Raw genomic sequence first — 14,212 nt, forward strand, 5'->3', positions numbered from 1 at the left:
ATCTATTCCATCCTTTCATACTTATCATTTATATATTGAATAAAGCCAAATGAATCTGGATATACAGTCATAGAATTAATATTTAATCTCTCTAGTTGACTCAATATTAAACTTTTGTACTTACTGGAAATAATAAATTCTACAGAATGATCAATTAAGTTCGTTTCATAACTATGATCCTCTTCCCTCCAAAAATTATTATTGTTTAGTTCTGAAAGAAATATATCAAAATCGAAATGTTTGTTAATATTTAAATTTTTGTTATCAGTAAAAAACTCTTTCATTTCTTCCAACTTAAAACGCGCAATTTTTTTATATATATTCATATCAATTTTGCTTTCCACAAAATTTGTATGCATATTAGAAGATTTTAAAACTTCCTCTCTAATTACATCAATATACTGAGGGCGAATATCTATTAGTATAGAGAATAACCCTCTTTGTGCCTTTAGACGATCATTCTCATTAGAGGTCTCAAGAAAAATAGATTGCGGTAGTGAGTTTCTAAAAATAGACACCAATAATTTTATTGATTCTGCAGATAACTGTGATTTATTAAAGTCTTCTTTAAAATAATTTGAAATACTATTATATTGTTCACCATCAAATTCATAGATTATGCTTGGTTTATACGCAGATACCCTTCCTATTTTAGAATTATCCGAACACGCAAAAAATAAAGGTATAAGAGGATTTTTACTCCAATCTAACAATCTTGTAGGAATACCATAATGCTGCATGTGAATTAAATTATCTAAAAAGTTATCACTAATAAATTCATTGAATCTATTTTTTTTAATTTCTTTAAATATATTGTATTCTTTATTATGATTATAATTCTTCCTAAAAATACTAGCAATTAAAGCCCAGTCTTTATTTTTTTGACCCCTAAATACATATTCTGATGTTTCATTTAATATGTCAGTTATTTTTATGAATTGTAACAAATTATTTATTTTTATTACGCAGATATCTTTAAAAGCATTATCTACCACTTGAATATATGTATCGGAGGCAAAACTTTGTATAATAGATAACTCGATATCTATAGTATCATTTAAAAGATTAAAGACATTTAACGACCCATTTTTATTGTTATAATATATAACTTCTACCTTTATATTATTTAAATCTCTAGTATGTATAAACCAAACTATTGCTTCATTTTCTTCAGAAATCAATTTTTCAATTTTTGATTTATTTTTTCTTACTCTATTTGAATAATAAATATATTTCAGCATGGTTTAAATTTCACTCCTTATGTTTATTAGGATTAAATCATTATATCTAATCCCTCATACCAATCAACCTAAAATTAAACACTCTATGGGAGTTTCTGTTTTATTAAATTCGGAAAAATAACATAAACCAATAATCTCCATAAAGAAACACCTACTATTTAAATAATAGAAGGTGTTTTAATACATTTTTTCGAAAATTAATAAATAGAGCTATTTGTAACTGCCCTTTCGTCACTAACATCCGCATAGATAATATCTTTAACAAGTAATAATTCAAATTTATTTTTAATTTCATTAAATTTATAATTGATAGTAATAGGTGATGGTGTTATTAACATTTTTCCGTCAAACTGTTCGCTTTCTAAATAACCTGATATCTGAATTTGTTCTTCGAGAATGATTTTGATGTTACCAGTCAAAGAATTGAACGATACCAACTTAGCTTCGATATTCTCAAAAATTTCTTCTTCATCTATTGAAGACAATATTGAATCAATTGATGTAGTAATATAATAATTTTCATGTGAATAGTTTGATATTGGTTCGTAGTATTGATCCCGTACGGTAAAAGTATAATCATTTTTATTTATAAATTTCAACAAATTATTTACCTTATCAACAACTTTAACTCCATTATCTTCTTTTACAAGGCTTTCGATATATTCTAAGTTGCTGTCAAAGCTACTTGTTGTAATAGCTTTAAAAATATCAACAAGTTTTGATAAACCATCATAAGAAAAAATATCAATTTCAGTAACATCTTTTTTATATGGAATAACTGTAATTCCAAATGATCCACGTGGAGTTGCTTCAGCTGCAAGGAAGCCATCTGATAAGCTGTGGTATAAAGAGTTAACTAATGAGGTGATATTTTCCAAGATATTCAAAGGCATATAGTGACTATTATCCTTATCAGAAAATGTGAATGAGATCCTCTCATTAAATGCATTTAAAACTGTGGATGCTTTTCTAGAAATAGAAAGCTTTGTCTTTGTTAAATAATCATAATTAAATTCAGCATCTAAATCCGGAAAATCTAGTTCATCGTATAAATCATTATTATAAATTTTTATTGATTTTAAATGATTATCATACGATGTTTCTAAGTAATATAATTTTTCCTTACTATAATAACTTTTAAGTAAAGTTGTAGGATGTATCTGTTGGTTATAGATTTTTTCATTTATTTCTGATGATATTTTAATTGTTAACCAAGCATCACAATCATCTTTTTCTTCAATATAATGAAATAAATACATAATTCCCTGATACTCTTTAACGTATGTTAAAGGCATGTCATAATATCCATAGATGGCAACCATAGAGCCTTTACGTCTAATTAAATCAATTGTTTTTATTAAGCTCTCGTTATCCAATTATTACGCCTCCTGTTGAGCCTCAGTATATATTTTAAAACCTCGTTCTAGGGTTGTATTATAAAAGGGATAAAAATCAACATGATAGTAATTGTTATTATCACATACACTTAAAGCTTGAGACGCGAGGACTTGTCCGACGGCAATGTAAGAATTCCCAAATTTCTTTTTATATATCTTTTTTTGTTTATAACAATAGTCTAATGTTCCCATTGAAACTCCTAATAAACCGCAAATGTCCGCATTTGGATTTTCTAATCTCTCAGGTTTCTCTTCGCCAGGACTTAAAAAATCTGCTCCATCAAATTCTTCCTTTTGTACGAGTCTATAAATTGACGCAAAATCTCTTTTTTTTGAACCTAGGTCTTTTGGGCACCCTACAGGTAATTCTGCTCTAAACAACATAATCAAGCCCCTTTAATTTCTTTATTTAAAATTTATGCTTTGCATTTTCCTCTTAGCTGAGTTATAGAACCTCTTGTTTAATCTTATCTTATTAACTCTTTCTTCGCCGAGAATCTTCTCGACAATTTCCGACATTTTACAAATCCATTTAGTAATACCAATGTTTCAAAATACATATTACTTACTATTAAACAGGCAATTAATTACTTGTTCTTAAACGATTTTCATTAGAGCCAGATGCAACTGTAGTCCACTTGAAACAGCACATTATTAATTTCATTAATTTCTAAAGTTCAAAAATCTTTCTCTAGGTTTCATAACAGTATGGACCTTGCCAAAAAGTTTAGCAGTCTTCCATATCAAAATATTAAACTCATTTTTTTCTTATGTAGTGAGAATTCAACTGGTCTATCACGCTGCAATATCGGGAAAATTCCAAAACGGTAACGACAATGGCTTGTCAGATTTTTTAACAAATCAATATCATGACTAACGAATGCTATAAATCAATAATTGAATATTATTTTTCTAAAACACCGGACTAATTGTTTGGTGTTTTTTGTATTTTTACCCGACTTAACTAAGTATGTTATGTTTCTTTCTATTAAAGTGGTTGTTATAATGTAGTCATCTATTTACTTCGAGTACAGAAGGATTGTGTGTTATGACAACTAAAAAAACTACTTCATCTTCATTGTCTTCAAATCCAGTCTATCCAATCATATTTGCGATTGGCGGCGTTCATTTATTAAATGATTCCCTGCAATCGGTCATTCCAGCGATGTTTCCTGTTCTTGAAAAAGATCTCGGTCTTACATTTACACAGCTGGGATTAATCGCTTTCGCTTTGAATATGGTTGCGTCCATTTTACAACCGGTCGTTGGTTATTTTAGCGACATGAAGCCTAGACCCTATTCCCTTCCTTTTGGAATGACTCTTTCATTACTAGGTATCGCAGGACTCGCATTTGCTCCAGAGTATTGGATGATTCTCGTATCCGTCATTTTTGTCGGACTTGGTTCTGCCATCTTCCATCCAGAGGGATCTCGGGTATCTTTTATGGCTGCGGGTTCTAAAAGAGGTTTATCGCAATCTATTTATCAAGTTGGTGGTAACTCTGGACAAGCATTAGCTCCACTCATCAGTGCATTTATTTTAGTTCCTTTGGGACAAAGAGGGATTGCTTTATTTATATTAGTTGCGGCTCTAGGAATTTTTATTTTAATGAAGATATCCGCTTGGTATAAAGGACAGCTAGAACAGGAACGATTATTGAATCGGAAAAAAGTGTTCCTTTCTTCCATGGCTAATTTAACAAAAAAACAAATTGGTATCGCACTTACTTTGTTACTTCTAATTATTTTTGCCCGCTCTATTTATGTAACAAATATCACTAGCTTTTATGTCTTTCATTTAATTGAAGCTTATGGGTTAACGATTCAAAAAGGACAACTCTTAATCTTTCTTTTTCTAGCAGTTGGAGCAGCTGGTACATTTTTCGGTGGGCCTTTGGCGGATAAAATGGGACGGAAAAATGTCATCGTTCTGTCGTTAATCGTGCCAATTCCGTTATCACTTATCTTGCCGTATGTCCCACTGCCAATTGTCATTCTTTTGTTAATACTCATTGGATTTTTCATCATGCTGAGTTTTTCGGTGACGGTTGTTTATGCACAAGAACTGGTTCCAAGTAAAATTGGTACGATGGCGGGGTTAACTGTTGGATTAGCATTTGGTATGGGGGCAATCGGAGCTGTCGCGATCGGTATACTGATGGACCATATTGGAATCTATCATACAATGATCATCATTTCATTCTTACCTATAATCGGACTCGTTGGTCTTGCCCTGCCTCGTGACCAGAAAATAACGGCAAGTCCACTTACTACTGACTGATTTGGGTAGTTGAAATTAAAGCAAAAAAGACTATTCCTTAACAATGAAAAAGGATTCCAACTAGAATACTAGCTGGAATCCTTTTAATTAATCTATTATTCTTTTGTTACTAAATAAGCTTTATACTCAGCAACTCCAGCTTTTTCAACATAGACTGCCAATACCCAATCTCCATTAGGTAAATTTATGCCGTTTTGTACAGTTCCATCCCATAAGAATTCATGATATGGAGCAGAAGCATTTGTATAATAACCTAATGTATCTACCTTTCCACCAATTGTCCCACTTGCAGTGAGTACATATAAGTCATACTGAAGCACTTCAGCGCCACCAGGTAAATAAGCACCAACATAGTATCCATTATCTACTTTATCCATGAATGCCCCAGTTACACGAGGGTAATCTGGCTCTCCCACAAACAGAATTGTTGGAACGTCAATTGTTTGATTACCATCCTTTACTGTAATCGTTCCTTCATAGTAGCCTGGATCTAATTTAGAAGTGTCCACTTGAACATTAAAGTTCACTTGTTGAGATTTTCCTGCATTCACTTTTAAGTTATTACTTAACATCACTTTGATTCCATCTGGATTTCCATCAAATTCTACGTCAAAGCTATAGTTCTTATTTACATTTGATAGGTTCTTAATTTCAAAGCTTTGTTTTTCTACTTGTTTGCCACTACCTTTAACAAACTTACCATATGAGTGGCTACCAGGAGCTACAAGCGTTTTTGTATTTAACGCTTCAACGATACGAATACTACCTGCACCTTGTGAATTGTGTTTGTAAGCTTCTTCTGTCGCAGGGTCAATCACATCTACAGCGGTGTTCATTAATGCCGCTTTTACATCTTCAGTTCCCCAATTTGGGTTCTTTTGCAATAATATTGCAGCAGCACCAGCAACATGTGGAGAAGACATACTTGTTCCTTGTAATGCAGCGTAAGTATTCCCTGGGAATGTACTTACGATATTCACACCAGGTGCAGAAACATCTGGCTTAATCATCCAAGATAATGTTACTGGACCACGTGAAGAGAAAGACGCCATTGTTTCTTCAACATGCTTAGAGAATGCAATGTTAAAAGAAACTTTGTTATTGCCAGCTTCCAATTCAGCAAGAAGCTTTTGTCCATCTGCAAGTTCCGTTTTAATGGTCGGGATTGCCATTCCAGGAACATCAGCATGCTCGCCAGCAACATTATTGAAAATGATCGCGCCAACTGCTCCTGCGTTCTTAGCGTTAGTCGCTTTATCAACGAATGCAAAACCTCCTCGGCTGATTAAAGCAATTTTTCCTGTAAGATCTTTACCTATAAAATCTGCTTCAGAACCTAGTCCTACATAAACAAACTCATATTCTTCTCCATTTAAAGCTAATAATTCTTCATCTGATGGGAATCCCATAACTTTTGCAGTAGGATAACTTACACCTTCAGAAGTTGATAATACGGAAGTATAAACGTTATAAGGAAGCTGAGTAGCCCCTACAGAAATAGCATCACGAGAAGTACCCGGAGATCCAACAGTCCAATTGTTTGGTCCTGCGTTACCGTTAGAAGTAACCGCTACTACTCCTTCAGCCATTGCCCAATCTAAAGCAATTGAAGTTGCCCAGTCAGGATTGTTTAGTGAATTACCTAAAGATAAGTTCATAACGTCAGCGCCATCTTGCACTGCACGTTCAATACCAGCTACCACATCTTCAGTTGTACCACCTTCTGGTCCTAAAACGCGGTAACCTAACAATGTAGCTTCAGGTGCAACGCCTTTGATTTGCCCATTTGCAGCTACTGTACCAGATACGTGTGTACCATGGTATTGTCCTGCACCTTCTTGTGGATCGTTGTCATCATCAACGAAATCCCATCCTTTATAACTCCCAAACGCATGAGTTAAGTCAGGATGCGTATAGTCTACACCAGTGTCAATAACAGCTACTGTTATCCCTTCACCAGTGAAGCCACTTTCCCAAGCTTCATTCGAACCGATAAATGGAGCACTTTCCATCATATTTGGGCTGAATGCTTCTGCCGTAATTTCTTCTGCAGAAATGACATCCGCTGTATAATGTACATTCGGATAAACAGCTTTCACACCTGGGATTGCTAATAACTTAATTATTTCATTAGCAGGCAGTTCTACAGAGAAACCTGAAAATACATAGTCATATTCTCTGTTTACATCCGCACTAACTACTGCTTTTTCTAATGCACTGATTACTTTACCTCGCTCGGCACTTAAGTTTGCCTTCGTTTGCTTTTTCCCCTTGTTTTTTGCTTCAACAATGGACTCAGCTTTTAGCTCGACAATAACCGATGTCGGTCTGCTTGAAGACATTTCAATATCGCCAAAAATTTCAGCTAACTGCAATTCGGTTAACTGTGTTTTTGGTGTAGTACTTGCTGTTGCACCTAGACTAAATGTTGAGAAAATTAGTATAAATGCTAAGAAACTAAATAACCCTTTTGAAAAATTTCTCTTCATCCCCTTAGTTCATCCTCTCTTATAATTCGTGTTAAGAATTCATTTTAATACTCACACTTCGCCCTATTTGAAGATTGCTCCAAAAGAAAAAAAGTTAAGTATAATCAATAAATTCCTACACTTATATAGTTAACCAATCACGGTATTATCTCCTTTGAATCATTTGTCTCAATTTTCCGACTTTTTAGGACAATTTCTGTTGAATAAATTCTATGAAACGATTAAATGCTTCAAATTCAGATAATAATCGAGGAATTATCTTAAAAGTAGTTTTAGAGGAATAACAGTTGTTTTGTTGAAATGAACGACATTTTAAAAGGGACTTCCACTTGGAAGTCCCTTTTGAGTAATTCAAATTTAATTGCTTATGTATTAATATTTTCACCTTTATCATTTTCGTAAAACTGTAATAAAACCATCTAAAATGTCATGACTGATACAGAACCCTTTTCGTTTATAGAATTCCAAGGCATCATCATTTCCATTCGAGACAAAAATAAAGTAATCTTTGATTTCGTCAAACTGTTCCAACCACTCCATTGACATCGTAAATAGCTTTGATCCAATTCCATATTGCCTATAACCTTCTTTAATATAAAATTGAGATAAGCAACCAACGTTGTCCCCAGTTACACTAGAAAGGTCAAAGAAAGTGGCGAATTCATTTGAATAAGTCTCTTTTGGAGAGATATTGGAATACACATATCCTACTATCTGATTCTCATCTTTCACCACCACAATATAATTATGTAATGCTTTTTTGACGGACGGAATCATGCGTGTGTCAAAATTCATGTTATCAAACAGTTCTGGTTGTATGTATGCTTTTGACTTTTGAAAAGCCATAAGTTCATTGCAAAGTTCTCTACAGCATTCAATCTCTTCTTCAGAAATAATCTCATATTTGAAATTCATATATTTCACCTCTTTTTTTACTTAAAGTAAATTACATTACAAATAAGCAGAGAATCCGTTTGTGATTCCCTACTTTATCTGTGTTGATTTCGAGTTCTAAATGGACCCATCCTATGTACGTCTTTACTTTACATCGTCGAAGCTGAGGAAGCAGCCGCTTGGTCAGCCTTCACACAATCAATTGCGATAACTAACGCAATTATGATGGTTTCCATCTCCTCATTCAATATTTGAACCTTGTAGCTATCGCCCCAAGTGAACCACTCTTTGTTCACTTGCCCGATGACTTCACCTTGCTGTAAAACTTGGAAATTCATATCCCACCAGTTACCCTGTACCTCAATGCCTGCAGCATCAATCGTATAACGTGCTTTTAAGAATGAAAACTCCTTCTTAATTGTTAACACCTCTTGACCATTTACCTCAACAAAAAATTTCGGTAAAAAGCTTAACATCTTTTTTGTAATAAGTGCGACTTCATCTCTGGTAGTATTTAAAATAGAGTAAGTCTTTGGGAATTGCATAAAACTCCCCTCTACGTAGTAAACGTCGTTCTCCTGCTGATCGATTACCGTAAATTTACCACTTAGACTGAATACCTTTTGTTTTATGTAAAGTTCTTTCATAGTAAGCCTCCTTCGTAATAAGATTTAATTAAAATGACGATTTGATTATAAATTTACCTATCATATATATTCAACGCATTATTTAGAAATACCTTCCTCCAGTCGTTGGTTGATATGACCAACTGGTATTGGTATAATGAAATTAGAATCTGAGTACAATAAAAAAGACCGACTGGTGCGTTAACACCAACCGGTCAATGTAATAGCAGGTTCCCTTCAAGGGGACTGGCAAAGTGGAAGTAATAACCCATCTGAGCTACCAACTCAAGGATGGGTTATTTTTTATGGTTAAACGACAGAATTGATACTACCAATGCTGCAAACGTTACTGCGAACATTAATGCTTCGAATACTGACACGGCACCACCCCCTTTCTACGGGAGTGAGCCAACCACCCTTGAGTTACCTATTCTATTACTCTTCGATTATACCACACGTATGTTCTGTTTTCGTATTATAAAATTCCTCTTCATTGTTGGAGATTTATTTACACTATTTATATTGACTAGCCGCCACACTTACAACATATTCTCCTATTAAGAATTCAGCAATAGTATAATACCGGGGTACAATTACTTGTGCTTTTCTTACTTGGAAAATAGCTCGAATTTCTATTGTGGTGTTTAATAATCGTAACTTTTAAACTATTATATTCTTTAAATACGAATTTTTTAATAAGGAGGAAGGAAATGTTTAAAATAGGTAGTATATTTATTCCAGTAACAGATGTTAAAAAATCTACAGAATGGTATGAAAAATATCTCGGTGTAAAGAAAATAGATAGTTGGGAAGATGGTGTTGGCTTTTATTTACCAACTGGTTCAACTCAACTAGCTTTAGTAAAAGTTGAATCTCACCAGCCTACCGATTTCCCCATAAAAGACAATCAAAAGAATTCCTATTATAATTTTGTAGTTGATGATATCTATACAACCCATCAACACTTTAAAAATAATGGCATAGAAACTACTGAAATCAATGATTTTGGTGGCATGAAATTCTTTGATTTTTTTGATCTAGATGGCAATTCATTTAGTGTGGTAAATGAAGTTGATGGATCCCCTTTCCACTCGGATAATGTTAGGAAAATGCAAGAAAGAGATTAAAGTGCATTTATTTTCTTAACATAAGACAGTGAAACTGATGGACATAAATAAGGATCGATACTACTACCATAGGACCGATCCTTTTTTGTTAGATTCTAAAGAATCTTTAAGTGTGTAAACAGTTATTGTAGTAATTTCATTTATTAGCGGTGATTAATTTAATCCTATATATTAACAACAAGCCGACAATTGCAGGAACTGCGAACATTAACATAAACACCATGTCAATGTACATCCAAATCGTATAGTCGTCGAAAGTCAGCCATCTTTTTATGAAGATACCTAGACAAAATAATGTGAAAAATCCATAAATCCCTGTCACCACTTTTAGGAATCGGTCAGAAAAAAATAAAACAATAATCAGCAACAATACCGCAAATAAAATAGATACATTGAAGGATAATCCTTCATGCATTGAAAACTGAAATGGTATATCACTCATCATAATGTGCTTGTCAATCCAGTTCCAAATTATAAATAAGACAGAGAGAACAGCACTTACAATGAAAACAACAATATCTCGTGAACGCATTTTCACACCCTCCTATTTCCCACAATTCTTAATACCATAATATACCATATATAAAACTTTTATTCTCACAACATTTTCATCTCCTATTCTCACCCTATTAAATTCTTCAAGGTGGCGTATACCGAAGGCATACTTATTAAACAAAAAAACCTAGAGTAGGTACAGATACTCTAGGTCTTCCTAAATATGTTTTTCAAAAGTGGAGAAATCGTCAGTTTGAGAGTAGTAGTTTGCTTACTCTAATTCAAGAACCTTTAAAACCGCATGATCAGCTGATCGAAGTGCACCTTCAAGATGTCCCCCATGTTCAGAAGAGGTTTCGGTGCCTGCAAAAATGATTTTCTTATCCCACACACTAATAGTTGTTGGAAGACCATAGGTCGGAAATTCCCTTAGCGGCTCCAAGTCTTCTTCAACTGCTGTATCCTGATCACTAGACCAATCCTTATATAGGAGGGAAATCGGTGTTGCAGCCAACGGTCCAAAAAGATTAGTCAACTGATCGACGACAAGTTTGAGAACTCGTTTCTCTCCTAACTCTTGTCGCATCTTTGCAGATATCCCAAAGAAACCAAAGAGTGCCCCTGAATCTGTCCCAGGTGATGCATCATGGATTTCTTGCAAAGGACCTGCCCAACTTGTTACCTGACCAGAAAGTCCATCTTCACGCCAAAATGGCCGATTATAAATCGCGACTACCTTGGCTTGTCCGGCCATCCAAGTGGGCTTGTCTAGTAGGCTCGTCATAAGCTCAACAGGAAGAGAAGATGAGAATGCTATGTGACGCGCAACGATGCGTGGGGGTAAAGCTAGGATAACAGCTCTTGCGCGTATACTTTTCTTTCCTTCATCGGTTTCTGCGTCTAGAGTAATTGCTCCTTCTAAATCCATATGGATCGCCGTTACCCGGGTGTTTAATTCAACTGTCCGTGGAGGAAGAGTAGCAAATACGGCATCAGTAAGAGACCGCACACCGCCTACGATTCGAACTGACTTTTCAAAAGTTCCTTCCGGTAGTACATGTCGCTGTATAGGCTCATTCTTTGACTGTTCAAAAAGTAATGCGCCTTCAGTGTGCTGTGCGAATGTCTGTAAACCGAGTTCGCCTACAAGACGAGAGATAGTAGGTTCATGTTTTGGCCAGAACCATGTTGGTCCTAAATCAAACGTGCCAAGGTCAGGCATATCCACGACCGCTTCACTTAATACTCTACCTCCAATTCGTCCTCGTGCTTCCAGTACCCTACAGTCGATACCCTGTGAAGTAAGCAAGGAAGCTGCACGAAGGCCGCTTATACCGGCCCCCACGATTATAATCGGATCATTCATATTTACCTCCACCATACAGACATTTATCAAAGCAAAAGTTGCGGGCTTGATAGGAACTTGAAAATGAAGCAAATAAGTACACATGAATGAGTCTCATTTTCCTCTAACTTTTTAATAGTTAAATCATTTCACTGTTCCCGTCTCGTCAACATTCTTTTCAAATTCATCCAGCAATGCACGCACTTCATCTGTTGATTTCGTGTTCATTAATTGATTTCTTAATTCACCAGCACCACGGAATCCTTTGACATAAATTTTGAAAAAGCGATGAAGTCCAGAGATTGAACGTGGCACCTCTTCTGCATATTGATCTTGAAGATCAAGCTGCAGTCTTAATAAATCAAGGTATTCTTTACTGCTATGTTCTTTAGGCTCTTTTTCAAAAGCAAAAGGATTTTTAAAAATACCTCGCCCAATCATAACGCCATCAATACCATATTTCGTCGCAAGTTGTAGCCCGGTTTGACGGTCAGGAATGTCTCCATTGATTGTTAGGAGTGTATTTGGTGCGATACGGTCACGTAATTCTTTGATTTCCGGAATTAACTCCCAATGTGCATCAGCTTGACTCATTTCCTGTCTTGTACGTAAATGAATTGAAAGGTTTGCAATATCCTGTTTCAGAATATGCGTTAACCATTCCTCCCACTCATTTAATTCATTATAGCCAAGTCGAGTTTTTACGCTGACAGGCAATCCGCCTGCTTTTGCAGCTTGAATAAGTTCTGCCGAAACATCTGGACGCAGAATAAGGCCACTACCTTTCCCTCTCGTTGCCACATTCGGTACAGGACAGCCCATATTAATATCAATGCCTTTAAATCCTAACTCAGCCATGCCAATACTCATTTGACGGAAATATTCGGGATTATCCCCCCAAATATGTGCCACCATTGGCTGTTCATCTTCTGTAAAGATTAAACGGCCACGCACACTTTTCATGCCTTCTGGATGACAATAGCTATCCGAGTTTGTAAACTCTGTGAAAAATACATCCGGTCGACCTGCAGCACTTACTACGTGACGAAAAACTACATCTGTCACATCTTCCATTGGTGCAAGTACAAAAAATGGTCGTGGTAAATCACGCCAAAAATTATCGATCATTTTAAATTCAAATCCTCTCACTATGGATACAACTTCAAACTGTCAGTCAAAAAATATAGAGTCTCATTTTCCTTTTACACTTATATCATGCTCAATAAGCTTTTATCAATCACAAGTACATTTGGACATTTTAATATGTGAAAAACTATTGTGAAAATCGCCAATGTTTATTTTAACGAAAATCCGTCCTGAATGGTATTTTTATAAACAAAAAAAGCAACTGTTATAGATTTTTGTCTATATCACCCGCTTTCTATTATACCAGCACAAACATGGAAACGTTTTTGTGTCATGTTCTATCGGTATGGGTAAATATCAACGATTTGTACAAGGAAAATTTCAAACTCTGACTAGTTGAGTTGATTTCCCAACAGTAGAAAATAAAAAAGACCAATAACCAGAAAAGTAAAGTTAGCTTCTAACATCACTCATCTAGTTATCTGTCTATATAAAACAACTATTAAGTATTCATTTACTCAAGCATAACAAAAAACATTTCAGGATCTAAAACCCAGGTTTTATTTTGCTCAGTATATTTCCAGTATAATACGATATATCCAAGTTGGTCAGCATGTGATGTTCCAGCGATATCATGTTGCGCTTCCAACTTATATGGCACGGTTCCATCAATTTTTATAGGATATAGATGGGGGAAATCAATTACAAATCCTTCACGGGGGTTAATGAGCTTGCCGTCACTGTCATAAACTGTTCCCTCATAAACTTCTTTTCTAGCGCTTACATCCAATGTATAGGATTGTTCAAGTTTTTCACTTTTAACAAGTACTTTATAGTTATCCATATATATAACTTTAAATCCCAAGGTTTCTGAAAGGCCCATAAATTGCTCTGGGCCAAGAATATATTCTGCATTGTTATTGAAAAACGATATGACGTAGTAATAGGTTAGTGCCCCGCTTCCTCCTACAGGGAGGTTCACCATAATCTCCTTCGTATTTGAGTTAGTAAAATTGACAAGAATCAGCCATGGAGTATAAGCCATACTGTAATTTGAATACAAAGGAATAACAGACCACTGCATGCTCCTTCCGTCTTGTACGATTACCTTTATATTTTCATAAAAAGGATTCTCTGTCTTTTCACCTACCAGATACACGATATCCGGTATTTCGTCGCCATTGACATCTCCTATTTGTTTATCAAGTAAATAAATCCTCTGAGGACTATT

12 protein-coding genes are annotated in these 14,212 nt (G+C 34.9%); 2 read left to right on the forward strand and 10 right to left on the reverse strand.

From position 1 onward, the window contains the following. Nucleotides 1-2 precede the first annotated feature (2 nt). The 3 genes from ACHUE4_RS09010 to ACHUE4_RS09020 form a co-directional block, all read right to left on the reverse strand. Nucleotides 3-1,241: an FRG domain-containing protein gene (locus ACHUE4_RS09010; RefSeq protein ID WP_394189168.1), complete on the reverse strand. Its 1,239-nt coding sequence runs from the start codon at nt 1,239-1,241 to the stop codon at nt 3-5. Between the two features lie 197 nt (nt 1,242-1,438). After that, nucleotides 1,439-2,617 (reverse strand): DUF6575 domain-containing protein, encoded by a 1,179-nt coding sequence (locus ACHUE4_RS09015; protein ID WP_394189170.1) that lies wholly within the window; start codon nt 2,615-2,617, stop codon nt 1,439-1,441. Nucleotides 2,618-2,620: 3 nt separating this feature from the next. Next, a complete protein-coding gene (locus ACHUE4_RS09020) occupies nt 2,621-3,022 on the reverse strand; it encodes a hypothetical protein (protein WP_394189172.1) in 402 nt (133 codons plus the stop codon). A 664-nt stretch (nt 3,023-3,686) separates the two neighbouring features. Here ACHUE4_RS09020 and ACHUE4_RS09025 point away from each other — a divergent pair. Continuing rightward, the gene (locus ACHUE4_RS09025) at nt 3,687-4,919 is read left to right on the forward strand and encodes an MFS transporter (protein ID WP_394189174.1); all 1,233 of its coding nucleotides are present in this window, start codon (nt 3,687-3,689) and stop codon (nt 4,917-4,919) included. 95 nt (nt 4,920-5,014) lie between these two features. Here ACHUE4_RS09025 and ACHUE4_RS09030 read toward each other — a convergent pair whose 3' ends face one another. The 3 genes from ACHUE4_RS09030 to ACHUE4_RS09040 form a co-directional block, all read right to left on the reverse strand. Then, on the reverse strand, nt 5,015-7,408 hold the full coding sequence (locus ACHUE4_RS09030) for a S8 family serine peptidase (RefSeq protein WP_394189176.1): 2,394 nt from the start codon (nt 7,406-7,408) through the stop codon (nt 5,015-5,017). Nucleotides 7,409-7,798: 390 nt separating this feature from the next. Further along, entirely contained in the window at nt 7,799-8,323 is a 525-nt protein-coding gene (locus tag ACHUE4_RS09035; RefSeq protein ID WP_394189178.1) for a GNAT family N-acetyltransferase, read from the reverse strand. 128 nt (nt 8,324-8,451) lie between these two features. Next, nucleotides 8,452-8,949, reverse strand: a complete 498-nt coding sequence (locus ACHUE4_RS09040; RefSeq protein WP_394189180.1) for an LURP-one-related/scramblase family protein — start codon at nt 8,947-8,949, stop codon at nt 8,452-8,454. 689 nt (nt 8,950-9,638) lie between these two features. Between ACHUE4_RS09040 and ACHUE4_RS09045 the strand changes: the two genes are divergently transcribed. Next, nucleotides 9,639-10,055: a VOC family protein gene (locus ACHUE4_RS09045; RefSeq protein WP_394189182.1), complete on the forward strand. Its 417-nt coding sequence runs from the start codon at nt 9,639-9,641 to the stop codon at nt 10,053-10,055. A 136-nt stretch (nt 10,056-10,191) separates the two neighbouring features. Here ACHUE4_RS09045 and ACHUE4_RS09050 read toward each other — a convergent pair whose 3' ends face one another. From ACHUE4_RS09050 to ACHUE4_RS09065, 4 genes are all read right to left on the reverse strand, one after another. Further along, the gene (locus tag ACHUE4_RS09050) at nt 10,192-10,587 is read right to left on the reverse strand and encodes a hypothetical protein (protein WP_394189184.1); all 396 of its coding nucleotides are present in this window, start codon (nt 10,585-10,587) and stop codon (nt 10,192-10,194) included. Nucleotides 10,588-10,821: 234 nt separating this feature from the next. Next, nucleotides 10,822-11,916, reverse strand: coding sequence for a flavin monoamine oxidase family protein (locus tag ACHUE4_RS09055; RefSeq protein ID WP_394189186.1), 1,095 nt, complete (start codon nt 11,914-11,916; stop codon nt 10,822-10,824). A gap of 123 nt (nt 11,917-12,039) precedes the next feature. Continuing rightward, nucleotides 12,040-13,023 carry a tRNA dihydrouridine synthase gene (locus ACHUE4_RS09060; RefSeq protein ID WP_394189188.1) on the reverse strand — a complete coding sequence of 328 codons (984 nt, stop codon included), beginning with the start codon at nt 13,021-13,023 and terminating at the stop codon, nt 12,040-12,042. 472 nt (nt 13,024-13,495) lie between these two features. Continuing rightward, the gene (locus tag ACHUE4_RS09065) at nt 13,496-14,065 is read right to left on the reverse strand and encodes a hypothetical protein (protein WP_394189190.1); all 570 of its coding nucleotides are present in this window, start codon (nt 14,063-14,065) and stop codon (nt 13,496-13,498) included. Between the last annotated feature and the right edge of the window lie 147 nt (nt 14,066-14,212).

This window comes from Paenisporosarcina quisquiliarum (genome assembly GCF_043641925.1).
Lineage (GTDB): Bacteria > Bacillota > Bacilli > Bacillales_A > Planococcaceae > Paenisporosarcina > Paenisporosarcina quisquiliarum_A.